Genomic DNA, 20,350 nt, shown 5'->3' on the forward strand with positions numbered 1-20,350 from the left:
ATGTGATCCCTCAAGCCGCTTGCTTCTTGAACAATTCCCGGAACACCGGATAAATGTCCTCGACCTTGCGAATGTGCTCCATGGCGAAGTGGGCGTATTGCTCTGCCACCGCCTCATATTCGTGCCACAGGGTCTGGTGGGCGCGGGTAGTGATCTCGATGTAGGAGTAGTAACGCACCCGCGGCATGATGTCGCGCATCAGGATCTCCCTGCACTGGGGTGAGTCATCGGCCCAGTTGTCACCATCAGAGGCCTGCGCCGCATAGATGTTCCACTGGTTGGCGGGAAAACGTTCGTTGATGATGTCGTTCATCATCTTGAGCGCACTGGAGACGATGGTGCCGCCGGTCTCCTGGGAGTAGAAGAACTCGTGCTCGTCCACCTCCTTGGCCTGGGTGTGGTGGCGGATGTAGACCACCTCGACATTCTTGTAAGTCCGGCTCAGGAATAGATAAAGCAGGATATAGAAACGCTTGGCCATCTCCTTGGTAGCCTGATCCATGGAACCGGAGACGTCCATCAGGCAGAACATCACCGCCTGGCTCGAGGGGACGGGCCGTTTGACAAAGTTGTTGAATTTGAGGTCGAAGGTGTCGATAAAGGGGACCGCATCGATCCGTCGTTTCAGCTCCCTGATCTCTTTTTCAAGTTGCGCCATTTCGGCGAAATGGTCGTTGGGCTCGCAAGCCAGCTGGGCCAGGCGCTCCTCCAGTTCACGCAACTGACGTTTCTTGCCTGCCTGCAGCGCCATGCGCCGCGCCAGCGAATTTTGCAGGGAGCGCACCACGTTGATGTTGGCAGGCACCCCGTTGGAGGTGTAGCCGGCCCGATAGGTCTTCATCTCCATCAGCTGGTTGAGCTGGGTCTTTTGCAGCCGCGGCAGCTCCAGATCCTCGAACAGCAAGTCCAGGTACTCGTCCTTGGAGATCTGGAAGACGAAATCATCGACTCCCTCTCCTTGATCCGAAGCCTGGCCCTCGCCACTCCCTTGGCCGCCGCCACCCCCTTTGGGCCGGTCAATCTTGTCACCAGATACGAACTGGTCGTTGCCTGGATGCACCATCTCCCGTTTGCCGCCATGACCCTGATGAAAATGGGGTTCCCCGATGTCCTTGGTCGGGATGCTGATGCTCTCACCCTTGTCCACGTCCTGAATGCTGCGCTTGGAGACAGCATCCGAGACCGCTTGTTTTATCTGCTTCTTGTAGCGGCGGATGAAGCGCTGCCGATTGACAGCGCTTTTGTTTTTGCCGTTGAGCCTGCGGTCGATAAAATGCGCCATAACTCCCCCTTGAACACGGCAGGGTCAGGATGACTTGCGTACCCTGAGATACCACTCGGAGAGCAGCCGCACCTGTTTACGTGTGTAGCCTTTCTCCATCATCCGTTCGACAAAGTTATCGTGCTTCTTCTGCTCCTCAGCCGAGGTTTTGCTGTTGAAGGAGATAACCGGCAGCAGCTCTTCCGTGTTGGAGAACATCTTCTTCTCGATCACGGTGCGCAGCTTCTCGTAACTGGTCCAGTTGGGGTTACGGCCTGCATTGTTGGCCCGGGCACGCAGCACGAAGTTGACGATTTCGTTGCGGAAATCTTTCGGGTTGCTGATCCCGGCAGGTTTTTCAATTTTCTCCAGCTCGCTGTTGAGAGACGCTCTGTCAAACAGCTGGCCGGTTTCTGGGTCACGATACTCCTGATCCTGGATCCAGAAGTCGGCGTAGGTGACGTAGCGATCGAAGATGTTCTGACCGTACTCTGAATACGACTCGAGGTAGGCGGTCTGGATCTCCTTGCCGATGAACTCGACGTAGCGCGGAGTCAGGTAACCCTTGATGAACTCCAGATAGCGATCGTGCAGCTCTTGCGGGAACTGCTCGCGCTCTATCTGCTGCTCCAGCACATAGAAGAGGTGCACCGGGTTGGCTGCCACTTCCGCGTGGTCGAAGTTGAAGACACGGGAGAGGATCTTGAACGCGAAACGGGTGGAAAGGCCGTTCATGCCCTCGTCAACCCCCGCATAATCCCGGTACTCCTGATAGCTTTTCGCTTTGGGATCCGTGTCTTTGAGACTCTCGCCGTCATAGACTCGCATCTTGGAATAGAGGCTGGAGTTTTCCGGCTCCTTGAGCCGCGACAGCACCGAGAACTGGCCCAGCAACTCCAGAGTACCCGGTGCGCATTTGGCCTCGGTCAGCTCGCTGTTGAACAGCAGTTTTTCATAGATCTTCACCTCTTCCGAGACGCGCAGGCAGTAGGGCACCTTGACGATGTAAACACGGTCGAGGAAGGCTTCGTTGTTCTTGTTGTTGCGGAACTGCTGCCACTCGGATTCGTTGGAGTGGGCCAGCAGGATGCCGTCGAAGGGGAGGGCGGAGAGCCCCTCGGTACCGTTGTAGTTCCCCTCTTGCGTCGCCGTCAGCAGCGGGTGCAGCACCTTGATGGGGGCCTTGAACATCTCGACGAACTCCATCATCCCCTGGTTTGCCTTGCATAGCGCACCGGAGTAGGAGTAAGCATCGGCATCATCCTGGGCGAAGTGTTCCAGCATGCGGATATCGACCTTGCCGACCAGGGAGGAGATGTCCTGGTTGTTGTCGTCCCCCGGTTCGGTTTTGGCGATGGCGATCTGATCGAGGATGGAGGGGTTCACCTTCTCCACCTTGAACTTGGTGATGTCGCCGCCAAACTCGTGAAGGCGCTTGGCGACCCAGGGAGACATGATGGGGCGCAGATAACGGCGAGGGATGCCGTACTCCTTCTCGAGGATTTCGCCATCTTCGTCGATGTCAAACAGGCAGAAGGGGTGATCATTCACTGGTGAGCCCTTGATGCGATAGATGGGCACTTTTTGCATCAGGGATTTGAGTTTCTCTGCCAGCGAGGATTTACCGCCGCCAACCGGTCCGAGCAGATAGAGGATCTGTTTCTTCTCTTCCAGACCCTGAGCGGAATGTTTGAGATAGGAGACAATCTGTTCGATGGCTTCTTCCATGCCATAGAAGTCTTTGAAAGCGGGATAACGTGCGACGACGCGGTTGGAAAAGAGACGGCTGAGACGTGGATTGGTCGAGGTGTCGATCATTTCCGGCTCGCCGATGGCGGTCAGCAGACGTTCGGCGGCAGAGGCGTAGCAGGATTTGTCCTGTTTGCACATATCCAGAAACTCCTGGATGCTGTACTCCTCCTCTCTGGCCTTCTCATACCGCTGTTGATAGTGCTCGAAGATGCCCATAACTTAGCCCTCGCTATAGTCGCTTGCCCTGAAAAAGAGTGGATCACTACTTTTGTTCTGTTTACCTCTTAAGCCTAGTCAACAGCCCCCAGTAATCCATCGCCATCATTGGTTTAAGTTTGTGCGGGAGCTTCCCGATCCTCGTGCGGGAAGAAGCAGTAAGTGACATACCTATGTTACTGACTGTTAAATTATTTTTGCCACGACAGTGATGCAAATGTCAAAGACATAAAAAATAAATCTTTGTGTGCCAGAGGGAGAAAATGGTGACGCTCTGTTTTGTCAGGGGGCGGTGCCAGCAAGGGCAAGGGCGGCAGGGAATAGAGGGTAAAAAGACGTGTCGCTTACGTTAACGTAACGTTATTTGTTTGATGCTTTTGCTCTAATTTTTACATTGACGCTACATTCTGGCTGCTCTAGATTGGCCCTGTGTCGAGCAGTCATCGCTTTAGCAAGAGAGTGGGTGATTGTGCAGATACTAAGCTCTGTTTAAGCACGTTTCCGTTGGCTTGACCCTCGCATCCGCGAGGGTCTTATTTTTTCAGCGCCTGAACGGCGCCAAACCTGCAAGCTCAGGATTCGGCGGGATAGAGGGCTGACACCACCGCCAGCACCTCGGCGAAGGGATGGTCCGCCAACTGGCCAAAACCGGCCAGATCCCTGGCCTTGAGACGGGTCGTCAGCGGGGTGGCGATGCCACACAGGAAACGGGTCAGGATCCTGGGATGGCGCTGATGGCACAGGGCGATCAGCGGATCGCACCAGGCGCGCAAACCGTGCTCGTTGGGCAAGCCCGGTGATGCAAGCGGCGGCAACACGGCGATCTCTCCCCGGCAGACGGAACAGTGCCCGCACCGCTCGGGGGCCGCGTCGTCGGCAAAATAGCGGGCAAGCTCATGGCTGAGGCAGGTGGTCGAGGTGAAAAAGGCCAGCAGCGCCTGAAGGCGGGCCAGTTCGCTCTGCTCTTTCTTTTCAAACAATCCATGCAGCTCTTCGGCCAGGGTCGCGGTATCGATTTGCTGGCTCAGCACCCGATAGACCTCGGTCATCTGCTTGCTTTCAAGCTCGATCCAACCCTGCTGCTGCAGGTAGTCCAGCGCCGTCGCGGCGCGCTGGCGTTCCCCCTGGTATCCCTGCCACAGCGCTTCGAAGTCCATGGTGCTCCAGGTGCGCGCCTGGGGTGCGCAGGCAAAGACCTGCTCCAGGAACTGGCGGCGTTCGGAATTGAAACGAGCGAGGATCGCCTGTTTTTCCAGTACGAACCTGAAGCGGTACTCGGCAAAGTAGCTGTAGGCCGGTGCAATGACCCCCGCCATCTCCAGATAGACCAGCAGGGTCTTGAGGGGCAGTTGGCGAATGTTGGTCTCGTTGGAGAGGCGCAGCAGGCTGAATTCCCACTCAGCGCCGCTCTGGCGCACGATATCGAGCAAGTGCGCGATGGCGTCCCTGTCCGGCGTATCCCCATAGACGAAGTTTTCCAGTACCGGCAACTGGGCGCGGCTCGCCAGCACGGTGCAGCGGGAGGGAAGCCCGTCACGTCCGGCGCGGCCTATCTCCTGACTGTAGTTCTCGATGGACTTGGGCAGGTCGTAGTGAATGACCCGGCGAATGTCGGCCTTGTCGATGCCCATGCCAAAGGCGATGGTGGCCACGATGCAGTCGAGTCTGCCAGCCATGAAGTCATGCTGGATCTGGCTGCGCAGGGCGGGATCGAGCCCCGCATGGTAGGCGCATGCCCGGATGCCGCTGGCCTGTAGCTGCGCGGCGCACTGCTCTGCGCTGTGTTGCAGAGTCACGTAGACGATGGTGGGGGCGGCCGGATCCCGGTGCAGCTCCTCGCGCAGCCAGGTATCGCGGGCACTGCCGGCCAGCGGGAGGACGGCCAGATCCAGATTGGGTCTGTAGAAACCGGTGACCACCAGATCGTCCCGGTCGATGGCAAATTTTGCCTGCATGTCCGCCATGACGGCCGGGGTGGCGGTGGCGGTCAGCAACAGCACCTGGGGGATGGCCAGTTCACGGCGATGATCCGGCAGCTTGAGGTAGTCGGGGCGAAAGTTGTGGCCCCACTCCGAGATGCAGTGGGCCTCGTCCACCACCAGCAGTGACAGGGGGATGTGGGCGATGAAGCGGCGAAAGCGCTCATTTTTGAGGCGCTCCACCGAAATCATCAGGATCTTGAGCTGGCCATCGCTGGCCTGCTGCATCACGCGCCGGCTCTCTTCCGCTGTCTGGCTGGAGTCCAGAGTGGCGGCGGCGATCCCCTTGCTGCGCAAAAAGGCGAGCTGATCGTGCATCAGGGCCAGCAGGGGAGAGATGACCAGGGTCAGGTGGGGCAGTGCGAGGGCGGGCAATTGATAACAGAGGGATTTCCCCGCGCCAGTCGGGAAGATGGCTGCGGCGCTCTTGCCGGCCAGCAGACGACTGATCACCGCTTCCTGCCCGGGCCGCAAGCGATCAAAGCCGAAGTGTCGGGTCAATAAAGAGGTGATCATGGCAAGGCTCCCTGAAAAAGGGCGTCATCATATCACTTCTGGCCCAGTGGTGGCCGATGATCGGACTGGTTTGGTGACATTTTGACCGTGGTTGATATTGTGTTATCACATTGTTGTAGATTTTTTGTGAGGTAACCCTGATATTTTTCAGTGATTATGTGGAAAAAAACCATGGCAGATGGGATATTCTTGTCCGCAACCCCACGCGAACGGGACAGATCCACCAGAAGAGCTGCCCACGGCGTCACCGTCAACGGACCGGTGCCAATGCGCGGGGCTGGTTGCCAACAGGACTAATGATTCACGCACCATGAGTGCACAGGGACTACTTGATGACACAACAACACCCCCTCATTCGACTGGTCAACAGCACCAGTCTGGTTAGCCAGATCCTAGTCGGTCTGGTATTCGGTATCCTTCTTGCGATGTTCATGCCCGAGTGGGCCAAGGCGGCGGGTCTGCTCGGCAGCCTGTTCGTCGGCGCCCTGAAGGCCGTGGCGCCGCTGCTGGTCTTCGTGCTGGTGATGTCGGCGATCATCGGCCACAAGCAGGGTCAGAAGACCAACATGAAACCGATCCTGCTGCTCTATGTGCTGGGTACCTTCCTGGCGGCTGCCGTGGCAGTGGTGGCGAGCTTCCTCTTCCCCTCCAACCTGCATCTGGTGGCAGGCGCTACCGAGATCACGCCGCCGGGGGGCATCACGGAAGTGCTGCAGACCCTGCTGTTCAACGTGGTGACCAACCCGGTGAAAGCACTGCTGGAAGCCAACTATATCGGCATCCTGGCCTGGGCCATCGGCCTTGGTATCGCCATGCGTCACGCCAATGAGAGCACCAAATCACTGATTTCCGATGTGTCCCACGGGGTTTCCGCCATCGTCAAGGCCGTGATCCGTTGCGCTCCACTCGGCATCCTGGGCCTGGTTGCCTCCACCCTGGCTGAAACCGGCTTCGATGCGCTGTTTGGCTATGCCCAGCTGCTGGTGGTACTGATCGGCTGCATGCTGTTCATCGCCTTCGTGGTCAATCCGCTCATCGTCTTCTGGAAGATCAAGCGCAACCCCTATCCCCTGGTGCTGACCTGCCTGAAAGAGAGCGGTGTGACCGCCTTCTTCACCCGCAGCTCCGCCGCCAACATTCCGGTCAACATGGCCCTGGCCGAGAGGCTGCGCCTGCCGGAAGACACCTATGCGGTCTCCATCCCGCTGGGGGCCACCATCAACATGGCCGGCGCCGCCATCACCATTACCGTGCTCTCCATGGCGGCGGTGCATACCCTGGGGATGGAAGTGGACATGGCAACCGCCATTCTGCTCTCCGTCGTCGCCACCATCAGTGCCTGTGGCGCTTCCGGTGTGGCGGGCGGCTCCCTGCTGCTGATCCCGCTGGCGTGCAGCCTGTTCGGTATCAGCAACGACATCGCCATGCAGGTGGTGGCCGTTGGCTTCATCATCGGGGTGTTGCAGGATTCCGCCGAAACGGCCCTCAACAGCTCCACCGACGTGCTGTTCACTGCGGCCGCCTGCATGGCCGAGGATGAGAGCCTGCTGGATGCCGCCCCGGTCCCCAGCCGCGAAGCTTGATCCCCTCAGACTTTCCGCTCTGCACAGGCGCCCTCTTCGGAGGGCGCTTTTTATTTGCGCGCGCGTCAGGCGCCCTGCACCTTCTCGCCGTGTCATGGCACTGACAGTGCTCGGATCCCCCTGTGTGATTTCCCGGGAGGGGCCCGTTGGCCGCCTTACGTGTTCTCGCCACCGCCAACAAGCCATTCCCTGTACCCGCGTGCCCGGCACTGCATTCGGCAGGGCATATCGGGCTGTTTGTGCTGTCAGCATGGCGGCCTGTGGCATCCCCTCTGGTGACCGAAGGGGTCATCTGCTCTTCGGACGCTGTACGGGAAGCCCGGTCAAGGCCCTCTCGGCGGTTTGCCTGCGCCCTGTGGCCGGTATTTTCCTTGAATGCCTTGAAGAAAGGCTCAATTGGGTGGGGATCTGGGCTCTCTGGGCTAAACCCCGAAGATCGGGCGTTCCTGGTAAGGACAAGGGCTCTGGTGTTCTGTCTGGCAAGGCAAATGGCGTGCGGCAGATGACGGGATAACGCAGCACGCCTTGGTCGTGTGCCATGGGGAAAGGAATATGAGCGGCAAGCTGTCACCAAGGGGAAAGAGAGTGGATGAAAGGGCTGTCTTTGATCTGAGGGGCTCTGATCATCTGAGTCCAGTGTCTGATGATCATAACGAACACAGCCCGGCAGAGGAGATCTGCCGGGCTGTGGGAGGCGCCGGGCCAGATGCTGGCCCGACGGTATCGCAGGAAGGCTTAGCCGACCAGTTGATAGAGGATGGCGGAGATGGCGATGAGGCCCATGGTCGCCACGAAGACGTTGCTGATCTGACCCTGGTATTTCGCCATGGCCGGAACGCGCTTGATGGCGTACATGGGCATGAGGAACAGGATGGTGGCGATGATGGGGCCACCCAGGGATTCGATCATCCCGAGGATGGAGGGGTTGATCACGGCCACGCCCCACAGGGTCAGGATGAAGAAGGCGATGATGAACAGCTCCACTTTCTTGTGGTTCGGTGCCTTGCCGGAGCTGCGCATGTTCTGGACGATCATCCCTTTCAGACCTTCACGGGCACCCAGATAGTGGCCGAAGAAGGAGGAGACGATGGCCACGAAGGCAACCAGCGGACCGAAGTAGGAGATGATGGGGCTCGCATGCTGGTTGGCCAGGTAGGAGAGCACGGCGATGTTCTGGGACTTGGCTTCTGCCAGCTGGGCCGGCGTCAGGCTCATCACGCAGGAGAAGACGAAGAACATCACGAAGCCCAGCAGAATGATGGCGGTGCGCTTGAGGATGGCGTCGGACTTGGCGACGGCATGCTCACCGTGATCACGGCGCTGAGCCAGGGCGAAGCTGGAGATGGCCGGGCTGTGGTTGAAGGAGAACACCAGCACCGGGATGGTCAGCCACAGGGTGGTGGCGAAATCCTTGGTGCTCGGCATTTCATTCAGGGCCGCACCGGTCCAGTCCGGGATCAGGTACAGGGAGATGCCCGCCAGAATGGCGATGAGCGGATAGACCAGGAACTCGGTCACTTTCAGCATCAGCTTCTCGCCAGCCAGCATCACGGACATCATGGCCATGATGAGCACGATGGAGAGGATCCAGCGCGGGGGCGGCGTCATCTGCAACTGGTTGACCAGGAAGCTTTCCACCGTGTTGGTGATGCCCACGCCGTAGATCAGCACGATGGGGTAGATGGCAAAGAAGTAGAGCAGGGTGATCAATTTACCGGCACCCACGCCGAAGTGCTCTTCCACCACCTGGGTGATGTCGGCATTGGGCTGCTTGGAGGAGAGCACGAAGCGCGCCAGACCACGGTGTGCCAGGTAGGTCATGGGGCCGACCAGCAGCGCCATCACTACCAGCGGCCAGAAGCCACCCATGCCGGCGTTGATGGGCAGGAACAGGATACCTGCACCGACGGCGGTACCGAACAGGCTGATCACCCAGGTGGTGTCTTGTTTACTCCAACCGCGAGATTGGACCGAGCTGATTCCTTGCTCCTGTGCGGCTGCAACATCCTGTGCGCCAGTGACAGTATTGGACATGTGTCTCACCCCGAATGTGTGGTTTTAATTAGTCGGCGCAAGAATACTTTCTTTTTAATCAAAAATGTTGATCAAATTCACCTTTGTGCGGCTAAAACCCGTACTTTCTTGTAGAAATGTGATCAAAAGAATAAAAAATCAAAACTTATTTATCAAATGCAGTGTTATTTGAATGTTAACTGGATAATTTCCCACCTCATCATGTTGTCGAAATGTTATGTCGAGATGTGTTGGGCAAGCTGGCGGATCATGCTGGCAGTGGCCCCCCAGATGAAAGATTGCTCCCAAGGGATCCAATAGATGGTGTGACGTCCGTCCGCCCTTGGCAGGCTCAGGGCTATGTGCTGCCCCGGATCCAGCACGTGGGCGAGGGGGACTTCGAAGGCCTGGGCCACCTCGTCCTGGCTCAGGGTCAGCCCGTAGCCTGGGTCGAGCATGGCGAGGACCGGCAGCACATCGAAGCGTGAGACGGTATTGAGAGGGGTGAGGCTGCCGATGATCCGGATCTGGGAGGGGGGAATGCCAAGCTCCTCCTCGGTTTCCCTGAGCGCGGTGTGAATGAGGTCCCGGTCTTCCGGGTCCTGGCGCCCGCCGGGAAAGCTGATCTGCCCCGGGTGGTGGCGCAGGGCGGCGCTGCGGCGCGTCAGCAGCAGGTGCAGGCCCTCGGGGCGCTCCACCAGGGGGATCAACACGGCGGCAGGTTTGAGCCCGGCCAGTGCCAGGCGATGGGCGGGGGCGGGGCGCTGCAGCAAAAAGCGGGTCAGCAGCTCGGCACTCGTCATCTCCATGGGTCTCCTTGTGTCGGCCCCGCAGGGCCGGATGGGGTCAAAGGGCATCGAGCAGTGGCAGGATGCGGGCCACCTTGTCGTAGGTCTCCTGATATTCGGCGTCGGGATCGGAGTCGGCGATGATGCCGCCCCCCGCCCAGCAGTGCAGCTGACCGGCTTCGGCGATCAGGGTACGGATGCAGATGCTGGTATCCATCCTTCCGTGCTGACTCAGATAACCGATGCTGCCGCAGTAGGCATTGCGCCGCACCGGTTCCAGCTCCTCGATGATCTCCATCGCCCGGATCTTGGGAGCCCCTGTGATGGAGCCGCCGGGGAAGCAGGCCCGCAGCAGATCCACTTCTTGCCAGCGCGCATCCAGTTCTCCGTGAATGGTGGAAACCAGATGATGCACCGCCGGGAAGGATTCCACGGCAAAGAGGTGCGGGACCGTGACCGACCCCGGCCGGCTCACCCGGCCGATGTCGTTGCGCAGCAGATCGACGATCATCAGGTTCTCCGATCTGTCCTTGTCGGCGCTGGCGAGCGACTCGGCCACCCTGGCATCCTGGGCGGGATCAGGGTGGCGAGGACGGGTGCCCTTGATGGGCTTGGTCTCGATATGGCGCTTGTCGAGCAGCAGGAAACGCTCCGGGGAGAGGCTCAGAATGGCGCTGTGCGGCAAGCGGACAAAGGCGGAGAACGGCGCCTTGTTGGCGGCGCTCAGGGCGAGATAGGCGGACCATTCATCCCCCTGATAAGGGGCGCTGAAGCGCTGGGTCAGGTTGATCTGGTAACAATCCCCCGCCGCCAGATAGGCCTGGATACGGGCAAACTTGTCTCCGTATTCGGCCCGCGTCATGTTGCTCTGCCAGGGGCCGGTCAGGCGAAGGGGGAGGGTGGTTCGTTCGCGCTGCGCCATCAGCCAGTCGAGCCTGCGGGCGAGGCCGGCTTCATCACCCCAGTGGGCCAGTTGCCAGTGTCCCGTCGCGACATTTCGCAGCAGCGCCCAGTCGTAGATCCCGACCGCCATGTCGGGCACCTGGATGTCCTGTTGCGCCACTGCGGGCAGACGCTCGAATCGTCGGCCCAGATCGTAGCCAAAGAGTCCCAGGGCTCCCCCGATAAACGGCAATCCCGAGTCATCCTCAACGCGCTCCCCAAGCAGGGCTTGCTGGGTCTTGGCGAGCAGGGCGAGGGGATCGCCGTCATGATGGTGCTGGTGGTTATCCTGGGTGAGGCAGGTGCTGGTACCCCGGGTTTCCAGGGTGGCAAGCGGATCGGCGCTGATGATGTCAAAACCGTTGTCAGCCCCCAGGGGGCCGGCGGATTCCAGCAGGATGGCCCAGGGTTGGTGTTGCAGGCAGGCAAACCAGGTGTGGAGCGAGGCCTGCGGGTCGAAATGGTGGATATGCAGTCTTGGTTTCATTTTTTGTTACATAGGCAACAGTTTGCGCCCGGCTCCCTAGCCGGTTCGGGTGGTCAAGCGTATCATGGCCGCCGGCATTTTTAAGAAAAACACCGTTATAAAAACACGCCGCAGTCTGCCGGCTCCAGGTGCATTTGCCACCTGCCGAAGGCCCGGCTCATATGGAAGCCCTTGCTCGCGCAAGCGATAACAAGGACCAGTGAGGATGATATGAGCATCATTAGAAAACAGGACTTTATCGATTCCATTGCTGACGCCCTGCAGTACATCTCCTTCTACCACCCCCTCGATTTCGTGCAGGCCGCCAAGGCCGCCTATGACCGCGAGATCAACCCGGCCGCCAAAGATGCCCTGGCCCAGATTCTGATCAACTCCCGCATGTCTGCCGAAGGTCATCGCCCGCTCTGTCAGGACACCGGTATCGTCACCTGCTTCGTCAAGATCGGCATGCAGGTACAGTGGGACAGCGACATGACGGTCCAGGAGATGGTGGATGAGGGCACCCGCCGCGCCTATACCAATCCGGACAACCCGCTGCGCGCCTCCGTGCTGGCGGATCCGGCCGGCAGCCGCAAGAACACCAAAGACAATGCCCCCGCTGTCGTGCACATCGACATGATCCCGGGCAACAAGGTGGAAGTGAGTATCGCGGCCAAGGGCGGCGGCTCCGAAAACAAATCGAAGATGGTGATGCTCAATCCCTCCGACGACATCGTGGAGTGGGTACTCAAGACGGTGCCGACCATGGGGGCTGGCTGGTGCCCGCCCGGCATGCTCGGCATCGGCATCGGCGGCACCGCCGAGAAGGCGGCGGTGCTCGCCAAGGAAGCTCTGATGGAGCACATAGACATCCAGGAGCTGATTGCCCGTGGTCCCGAGACCACCGAAGAGAAGCTGAGGGTCGAGCTCTATGACAAGGTCAATAAGCTCGGGATCGGTGCCCAGGGGCTGGGCGGCCTGACCACGGTGCTGGATGTGAAGGTGAAATCCGCACCGACCCACGCCGCCTCCAAGCCCGTGGTGATGATCCCCAACTGCGCCGCCACCCGTCACGTGCATTTCGAACTCGATGGCTCCGGCCCGGCGGAGCTGACACCCCCCAGGCTGGAAGACTGGCCGGAGATCACCCGTGAGTCCGGTGGCAATGTGCGCCGGGTCAACGTGGATGGCATCACCAAGGCAGAGCTTGCCAGCTGGAAGAGCGGTGATACCGTGCTGCTCTCCGGCAAGATCCTGACCGGCCGCGACGCCGCCCACAAGCGCATCGCCGACATGCTGAAAAAAGGTGAAGGACTGCCGGAAGGGGTCGATTTCACCAACCGCTTCATCTATTACGTGGGCCCGGTCGATGCGGTGCGTGACGAGGTGGTCGGCCCGGCTGGCCCCACCACGTCCACCCGGATGGACAAATTCACCGACATGATGCTGGGAGAAACCGGCCTCATCGGCATGATCGGCAAGTCCGAGCGCGGCCCCAAGACGGTCGAGAGCATCAAGCAGCACCAGGCTGTCTACCTGATGGCGGTGGGCGGCGCCGCCTATCTGGTGGCGAAAGCCATCAAGAAGGCGCGCGTGGTGGCCTTTGCCGATCTGGGGATGGAGGCCATCTACGAGTTCGAGGTGGAAGACATGCCGGTCACCGTGGCGGTCGACTCCCAGGGCAACAACATCCACGAGACCGGCCCGGCCTACTGGTCCGCCAAGATTGCCGAGCTGGAGACCAAGCTGGCTTGATCAATCGGACTTCGATGCAAACGGAGAGCGATTAGCCCCCGTACAGCAGCATGTTGAAAGGCGACCCTCGGGTCGCCTTTTTTACGGGCCCCATTTGACGGTCTGGGCCTGAGCAAATTTACTGCTGCTGTGCTGCTGTGCTGCTGTGCTGCTGTGCTGCTGTGCTGCTGTGCTGCTGTGCTGCTGTGCTGCTGTGCTGCTGTGCTGCTGTGCTGCTGTGCTGCTGTGCTGCTGTGCTGCTGTGCTGCTGTGCTGCTGTGCTGCTGTGCTGCTGTGCTGCTTTGTCTTTGTCGTCATGGCATCCCGGGTCGGAAGCCTGGATAACCCGGTGGGCAATGCCGGCGCATTGGCTGTTACGCCGAAGGGGCGATCAGTGGTTCAGGTAGATATCCTGGCCGCCGTAGCTCAGTGCCCCACCCAGAGGGGTTGAGGGCTCGAAGAAGCGGGTCAGGACACCGGCACGTTGGCCCAGGGTGCTCAATGTGCTCCGGTCCAGGGCGACCTGTTCGGGCAGCCAGGTCAGCACGGCGGCGCAGTGACCATTGATCAGGCTCTGCTCCAGCAGGCGCTGCCAATTCTTGATCTTGGGGGCGTGCACGACAAGCACCCTGGCAGGATTGATCCCTCTGGCCTGCAATTGCGCGGCGGCGGGCAGACCGGGCGGGGCGACGAGCAGGATCCAGCCACTGTCAGACTGACTCAGTTGCCCCAGGGCATCCAGCAGCGGCGCTTCCTGATGGAGAGGGCCGCGCCGCTGCTCTTGTCCCATCTTGCTCTGATGGCGAGTGGGCCAGGTGGTGATCAGACCGGCAGAGGAGGAGGGGGGGCAAAGATTCAGGGGCTGGCTCATATGTCGTTCCTGTATGAATAACCATGCTGTATGCACATACAGTAGTTCTGTTCGCAAGGAGTGACAAGTCATTTGTGGCTAAAAGTGTGAGCCGATTAACAGGAGATGACTTTAACTACATGATTAAAAAGGATATTTATATCTTCCTTATACAGGGTGTTTTTTAACCTGTAGACAAACTTCGGGTCGGCGCTCATGGTTATACAGTCCTGTATAGGGAGAGGAGGGAGCGAGATGGACGTTAGTACCTTGCAACGACTGGATGCGAACATTCTGCTCGGGATCATCAACGAGAAGCTGCGGCTGGAGTGTGATGGTCTGGAAGAGCTGCTGGCTTACTACGATATGACAGAAGATCAGCTGGCTACCCGTCTGCAACAGATCGGGTATCACTACGACCCTATGAGCAATCAGTTCAAGGCACATGGTTAATTGAAATCAAAGGGTGCTCCGATTGGGGCATCCTTTTTATTACCTGACGAGGGGGTGTGAATTGAAAGCGCTTTCAATTTCTCCCTAGTCGGCGGTTATTTTCACGTATTTTCAGTCACAGGCAATCATTGAAAACCTATTCATGAAACTATCTTTTTTGTTTTCTTATATCACTATGATTTAAAACGAAATTTATATTTCATTCAGGCTGGCTCAAGGAAAGGGTTTTCATGGTGAAACTGTCATTTTTATGCGTTAAAGTGTGACTCACGTTAACTTTTAAACCCTTGGCTTTAGCTAGTATGCCCCCGCCGGAGCATATTCTGAGATAACAACAGCGCCGGTCCACCCGATGGGATGACATTTTTTATTTGTAACGAAGGAAAATGGTTTATGGCTACCAAGAAGAAGACAGACCAGGATCTCCAACTGGATAAAGATCAGCTCAAGGCGAGTATCGTGCGTCACCTGCGTTCTACCTTGGGTACAAGCGAACAGAAAGCCTCTCCGGATGCCTGGTGGAAAGCGACCGCTGCCGCCGTCAATGAACAGGTGTACGAGCGCCTGACCCGTACTCAGCAGGCTCACTTCAAGAAAGATACTCGTGCGATTCACTATCTCTCTGCTGAATTTTTGATGGGGCGTTTGACCTCCAACAACCTGCACAACCTCTCCCTCTACAAAGTCTGTGAAGAGGCGCTGGGTGAACTTGGTCTGGAACTGACCGATCTGTGTGAACAAGAGCCTGACATGGCCCTTGGCAACGGCGGCCTGGGTCGTCTGGCTGCCTGCTTCATCGATTCCCTGGCCACTCTGAACTACCCGGCGGTGGGCTATGGCATCCACTACGAGCACGGCCTGTTCCGTCAGGAAATTCAGGATGGCCGTCAGATCGAGCGTCCGGACTCCTGGCGCGAATATGGCAACCCCTGGGAGATCTGCCGCCCGGAATCGGTGCAGGAGATCCCGCTCTACGGCTACGTGGAGACCGTCTTTGGTGACAAGGGTGGCCTGAAGAAGGTGTGGCACGCCGGTCGCAAGATCAAAGGGGTGCCCTGGGACATTCCGGTGGTCGGCTTCGGTGGTCACACCGTCAACATCCTGCGTCTGTGGGAATCCCGCGCCTCCGAGTTCTTCGACTGGGACGTGTTCAACGCCGGTGGTTATATCGACTCCCAGGCCGAGAAGGCCCAGGCCGAGACCATCTCCAAGGTGCTCTACCCGAACGATGAGACCGACGCCGGCAAGGAGCTGCGCCTGATCCAGCAGTACTTCTTCTGCGCCTGCTCCATCAAGGACATCATGCGTCGCTACAAGCGGGTGCATGGCAGTGACTTCAGCAACTTTGCCGCGCAAATCGCCATCCAGCTCAACGATACCCACCCCACCGTGGCCATCCCCGAGCTGATGCGCGTGCTGGTGGACGAAGAGGGGCTGAACTGGGATACCGCCTGGGGCATCTGCTATCAGGTCTTCTCCTACACCAACCACACCCTGCTGCCGGAAGCGCTGGAGAAGTGGTCCGTCAGCCTGTTCGAGAAGGTACTGCCCCGTCACCTCGAGATCATTTATGAAATCAACGCCCGCTTCCTGAACGAGCTGGTGGAGCCCAAGTGGCCGGGCAACGATGCCATCAAGGCCAAGCTCTCCATCATCGAAGAGGGTGACGTGCGCAAGGTGCGTATGGGCAACCTGTGCGTCATCGGCTCCTCCAAGGTGAACGGTGTGGCCGAGATCCACTCCAAGCTGGTGAAGGAAGATCTCTTCCCCGAGTATGCCGAGCTGTGGCCCGAGAAGATGTGCAACGTCACCAACGGCGTGACTCCCCGTCGCTGGCTGCTGGCCTGCAACCCGGAACTGGCCGAACTCTACAACGAGGTAGTGGGCAAGGAGTGGCCGCTGCAACTGGACAAGCTGCGCAGCGTGGTGAAGTTTGCCGACGACAAGGCGTTCCAGCAGCAGTTCATGACCATCAAGCGCCACAACAAGGAGAAGCTGGTCAAGGTCATCAAGGCGGAAACCGGCATCGACGTGAGCGCGGAGGCGATCTTCGACGTCCAGATCAAGCGTCTGCACGAGTACAAGCGCCAGCAGCTGAACCTCATCCACATCATGGCGCTCTACCGTCGCCTGCTGGCGAACCCGGACTATGACATGCATCCGCGGGTGTTCATCTTCGGCTCCAAGGCGGCGCCCGGCTACAAGCTGGCCAAGGACATCATCTACGCCATCAACAAGCTGGCGGAGCGGGTCAACAACGACGCCCGTATCCAGGGCAAGCTGAAAGTGGTGTTCATGCCGAACTACCGCGTGAGCCTTGCCGAGAAGCTGATCCCGGCGGCGGATGTCTCCGAGCAGATCTCCACCGCAGGTTACGAAGCATCCGGTACCGGCAACATGAAGATGGCGCTGAACGGTGCCATCACCATCGGGACGCTGGATGGAGCCAACATCGAGATCGCCGAAGAGGCGGGTGCCGAAAACTGCGCCATCTTCGGTCTGAATGTGGACGAGGTGAAGTCCCTGAAGGCGCGCGGCTACAACCCGTATGACTTCTACTACGCCAACTCCGAACTGAAAGCCGTGCTGGACTGGTTTGATACCGACTACTTCACGCCGGGTCGCCCGGGGGAACTCTCCTCCATCAAGCGTTCCCTGCTGGAAGGGGGAGACCCTTACCTGACCCTGGCCGATTTCGAGTCCTACTCCGAGACGCACAAGCTGATCGACGCCTGGTACCGGGATCCGGCCCTGTGGGCGAAGAAAGCCATCATCAACTCGGCCACCATGGGCAAGTTCAACTCCGACCGCTCCATCCAGGATTACGTAGACCGGATCTGGAAACTGACGAGCTGCAGCGTCGGTTGATGTCTGCTCCTGTGAAAAACCCCGCGATGCGGGGTTTTTTTTCATCTGTCGGGCTGAGGGAGGCTCAGGGCCTGTCGACCACCCGGGTGTCCGCCGGCACCCGTTTCTTGCCGGTGATCATCGCCCTGACGAGATCGCCCCGTACCAGGCGATCCAGGGCGATGACGGCCAGCACATGGACGAAGATGGCCACCTGCAACCCCTTGGCAAAGAACTCGTGGATCTCTTCCATGCGATGGGTGCCGGAGAGCGGCCCGTATTCGGTCATGATCCCGCTGGCGGCGGTGCCGACAAGGCAGGTCAACAGCAGCAGTATCATCAAGGACCCCAAAGGATTGTGACCGGCGTAGTAGGGGTGGCGCCCCTTGATCGTCTCCTTGAGATAGGTGATGACGCCGGCCGGTGTCGGCAGCCACTGGGCGAAGCGGGCATGATAGGAGCCGATGAAACCCCATACGATGCGCAGTACCAGCAGTCCTGCCAGCGCATATCCCGCATAGCGGTGGTTGCGCGCTCCCTCTTCAAGGATGAAGAGATTCAGCACGCACAACAGCACAGTGGCCCAGTGAAATCCCCTGACCACCGGATCCCATACCTTGATTTCACGGTTGTTCTGCATCGTCTTTCCCATGAGGTGATCCCCTTGTCGTGATGTCCATGATCATCGCCATCGTCAGCCATGGCTGCGTGATGGCCGTTGTCAGCATCATGGAGGTGATTTCTTAAGTGCGAGTTAATGTCGCCGTGATGTCACGGGTAGGGAGTGCGGTGGTGTCGGGGCGAGAAAAAGCCCCGGCGATGCGGGGCTTGGAGGGGCATTAGGGGGCGAACCTCAGTGGAGGATATCCCCCATGAAATAGGCCAGCATGGTCAGGATGACGGTGAACACCAGGTTCAGTACCAGGCCGGCCCGCATCATCTCCCGTTGCTGGATATGGCCGCTGGCGAAGACGATGGCGTTGGGGGGCGTGGCCACCGGCAGCATGAAGGCACAGGAGGCGCCGACGGCGATCAGCACGGAGACCACGATGGGGGAGACCCCCAGAGCCTCGGCCACCCCGGCGAACAGCGGCACCAGCAGCGCGGCGGTGGCGGTGTTGGAGACCAGCTCGGTCAGGAACACCACGAAGGCGGCCAGGCAGAGCAGGATCACGAAGATGGGCATGGAGGAGAGGCCGCTGGAGAGGTGCTCCGCCAGGAAGGCGTTGGCCCCGGTCTGCTTGAGGATGGCGCTCAAGGTGAGACCACCCCCGAACAGCAGCAGCACGCCCCAGTCGGTGTTCTGGTTGATGTCATCCCAGCTGGCGACCCGGCTGACGGCGATGGCCAGGATAGCGCCCATGGCGATCAGGGTATCGAACTGGGGAATGCCGCCCAGCGCCTTGGCAAGAGGCTGGGATCCAATCCACAGCAGCACCGTGGTCAGGAAGATGGCCAGGGTCACTTTGCGCTGACCTGTCCATTCAATGGTGACCTGCTCGGTGCTCACCTGGTGGGAGAGATTGGGACGGGTCACCCAGTAGAGCAGGCCGATACCTACCGGCATGAAGATGATCACCACGGGGATGCCGAACTCCAGCCAGTCGGTGAAGCCCAAGCCCATCTGGGCGGCGGCGATGGCATTGGGGGGGCTGCCCACTAGGGTGCCGATGCCACCGATGCTGGCGCTATAGGCGACGCCAAGCAGCACGAAGACCAGGGTGCGGCGCTCCTTGTGAACGTCCAGCCCCTTCAGCATGCCGAGGGCCAGCGGCATCATCATGGCCGCGGTGGCGGTGTTGCTGATCCACATGGAGAGGGCGGCCGTGATGGTGAAGAGCACGATGGAAGCCCAGCCCAGGTGTCCCTTGGCGAGCTGCATCACCTTGCCGGCGATCTGGGTGTCGAGTCCCTGCTTGGAGAGGGCTGCCGCGAGGGCAAAGCCGCCAAAAAAGAGGAACAGGACGGGGTTGGCAAAGTCGGTCAGCGACTTGCTCATGTCGAACACCCCGAGCAGGGTGGCGAGCACCGGGATGGAGATGGCGGTGATGGTGATGTTCACGGCCTCGGTCAGCCAGAGGATGGCGATGAAGATCAGGATGGCCAGCCCCTTGTTGACCATGGGGTCAAACGGGAGCCATGCCAGCATGGCGCAGAGCAGGAGCAGATCCAGGATGACGATCCCGGACTTGATGTCCAGCCAGCGTGAGGGGGGAGTCGTAGGTACAGCCGATGTGTGCATAACGTTCTCTCGGTTAATTTATGGTTGTTGTTGTGATGCCGAGGTTACATTTATCCCCCTGTTTGAAACAGGGGGATATGGTCAAATCATGTGGCGACTCACAGAGTCAAGTGAAAATGGATCTTCAATCAAACAGAAATGAAACATTTTGTTTTCATTTGACGGGGGAGGTGAAGGAGAGCAGCCACTCCTTGAACAGGCTCTTGGGCAGGGCGCCGCTGCGCTGTGCCAGGATCTCCCCCCGCTGGAAGACCATCAGGGTAGGAATGCTGCGGATGCCATAGCGACCTGCGATGGCGGCCTCCTGCTCGGTATCGAGTTTCACGAAGCGAAGGCGGGGCTCAAGCTCCCGGGCGACCTCCTGAAAGACGGGGGCAAACTGGAGGCAGGGGCCACACCAGCTTGCCCAAAAGTCCACCACCACCGGGATGTCGGACTGGATCAGGGCATCGAAGCTGGCCTGACGCCCCGCCACCGGGGTTTGTTCGAAGAGGGGGTGACGGCAGCGGCCGCACTTCGCGTTTGAGTCTGCTTTTTCGACAGGCAGGCGGTTGCGGGTAAAGCATTGGCTACAATAGGTGGTGACAAGTGACATAATTGCTTCCTTATTTCATGGTCCGGCAACATCTTTATTGCAATCAAAGCGCCGACTAACGGTAACATAGCACTCAGTGGTTTTTCACAGTTGGCCTCCGGCCGTGACCTGAT

Annotated in this window: 15 protein-coding genes; 4 read left to right on the forward strand and 11 right to left on the reverse strand. The window is 59.2% G+C overall.

Annotation, left to right across the window (positions count from 1 at the left end):
• Positions 1-10 precede the first annotated feature (10 nt).
• The 3 genes from I6L36_RS01035 to I6L36_RS01045 form a co-directional block, all read right to left on the reverse strand.
• A complete protein-coding gene (locus I6L36_RS01035) occupies positions 11-1,282 on the reverse strand; it encodes a YeaH/YhbH family protein (protein WP_053288418.1) in 1,272 nt (423 codons plus the stop codon).
• A gap of 24 nt (positions 1,283-1,306) precedes the next feature.
• A complete protein-coding gene (locus I6L36_RS01040) occupies positions 1,307-3,229 on the reverse strand; it encodes a PrkA family serine protein kinase (RefSeq protein WP_010674903.1) in 1,923 nt (640 codons plus the stop codon).
• 572 nt (positions 3,230-3,801) lie between these two features.
• On the reverse strand, positions 3,802-5,724 hold the full coding sequence (locus tag I6L36_RS01045) for an ATP-dependent DNA helicase RecQ (protein ID WP_053288419.1): 1,923 nt from the start codon (positions 5,722-5,724) through the stop codon (positions 3,802-3,804).
• A 332-nt stretch (positions 5,725-6,056) separates the two neighbouring features.
• Between I6L36_RS01045 and sstT the strand changes: the two genes are divergently transcribed.
• Positions 6,057-7,307: a serine/threonine transporter SstT gene (gene sstT / locus I6L36_RS01050; protein ID WP_010674901.1), complete on the forward strand. Its 1,251-nt coding sequence runs from the start codon at positions 6,057-6,059 to the stop codon at positions 7,305-7,307.
• A gap of 735 nt (positions 7,308-8,042) precedes the next feature.
• On the opposite strand, the gene I6L36_RS01055 is transcribed toward sstT, so the two are convergent.
• The 3 genes from I6L36_RS01055 to pabB all read right to left on the reverse strand — a co-directional run bounded on the left by I6L36_RS01055 (position 8,043) and on the right by pabB (position 11,537).
• Complete coding sequence (locus tag I6L36_RS01055; RefSeq protein WP_029314600.1) at positions 8,043-9,341, reverse strand: serine/threonine transporter; 1,299 nt, start codon at positions 9,339-9,341, stop codon at positions 8,043-8,045.
• 215 nt (positions 9,342-9,556) lie between these two features.
• Complete coding sequence (locus tag I6L36_RS01060) at positions 9,557-10,123, reverse strand: CoA pyrophosphatase (protein WP_104453290.1); 567 nt, start codon at positions 10,121-10,123, stop codon at positions 9,557-9,559.
• Positions 10,124-10,166: 43 nt separating this feature from the next.
• Complete coding sequence (pabB, locus tag I6L36_RS01065; protein ID WP_050498229.1) at positions 10,167-11,537, reverse strand: aminodeoxychorismate synthase component I; 1,371 nt, start codon at positions 11,535-11,537, stop codon at positions 10,167-10,169.
• 210 nt (positions 11,538-11,747) lie between these two features.
• On the opposite strand from pabB, the gene I6L36_RS01070 reads away from it, so the two are divergent.
• A complete protein-coding gene (locus tag I6L36_RS01070; RefSeq protein ID WP_010674897.1) occupies positions 11,748-13,271 on the forward strand; it encodes a fumarate hydratase in 1,524 nt (507 codons plus the stop codon).
• An 81-nt stretch (positions 13,272-13,352) separates the two neighbouring features.
• Here I6L36_RS01070 and I6L36_RS01075 read toward each other — a convergent pair whose 3' ends face one another.
• Positions 13,353-13,568, reverse strand: coding sequence for a hypothetical protein (locus I6L36_RS01075; protein WP_147273920.1), 216 nt, complete (start codon positions 13,566-13,568; stop codon positions 13,353-13,355).
• Positions 13,569-13,641: 73 nt separating this feature from the next.
• Entirely contained in the window at positions 13,642-14,121 is a 480-nt protein-coding gene (locus I6L36_RS01080; RefSeq protein WP_104452979.1) for a cell division inhibitor, read from the reverse strand.
• A 234-nt stretch (positions 14,122-14,355) separates the two neighbouring features.
• Here I6L36_RS01080 and I6L36_RS01085 point away from each other — a divergent pair, with 234 nt between their 5' ends.
• Entirely contained in the window at positions 14,356-14,553 is a 198-nt protein-coding gene (locus I6L36_RS01085; RefSeq protein WP_005323525.1) for a DUF4250 domain-containing protein, read from the forward strand.
• Between the two features lie 393 nt (positions 14,554-14,946).
• The gene (locus I6L36_RS01090; RefSeq protein WP_104452978.1) at positions 14,947-17,421 is read left to right on the forward strand and encodes a glycogen/starch/alpha-glucan phosphorylase; all 2,475 of its coding nucleotides are present in this window, start codon (positions 14,947-14,949) and stop codon (positions 17,419-17,421) included.
• Between the two features lie 64 nt (positions 17,422-17,485).
• On the opposite strand, the gene I6L36_RS01095 is transcribed toward I6L36_RS01090, so the two are convergent.
• The 3 genes from I6L36_RS01095 to trxC all read right to left on the reverse strand — a co-directional run bounded on the left by I6L36_RS01095 (position 17,486) and on the right by trxC (position 20,237).
• Positions 17,486-18,052 carry a cytochrome b/b6 domain-containing protein gene (locus I6L36_RS01095; RefSeq protein WP_080770075.1) on the reverse strand — a complete coding sequence of 189 codons (567 nt, stop codon included), beginning with the start codon at positions 18,050-18,052 and terminating at the stop codon, positions 17,486-17,488.
• A gap of 201 nt (positions 18,053-18,253) precedes the next feature.
• A complete protein-coding gene (locus I6L36_RS01100; protein WP_041215077.1) occupies positions 18,254-19,642 on the reverse strand; it encodes a DASS family sodium-coupled anion symporter in 1,389 nt (462 codons plus the stop codon).
• A 154-nt stretch (positions 19,643-19,796) separates the two neighbouring features.
• The gene (trxC, locus tag I6L36_RS01105; protein ID WP_041211504.1) at positions 19,797-20,237 is read right to left on the reverse strand and encodes a thioredoxin TrxC; all 441 of its coding nucleotides are present in this window, start codon (positions 20,235-20,237) and stop codon (positions 19,797-19,799) included.
• Positions 20,238-20,350 lie beyond the last annotated feature (113 nt).

This window comes from Aeromonas sp. FDAARGOS 1406, assembly GCF_019048565.1.
In the GTDB taxonomy this organism is placed as follows: Bacteria; Pseudomonadota; Gammaproteobacteria; order Enterobacterales; family Aeromonadaceae; genus Aeromonas; species Aeromonas caviae.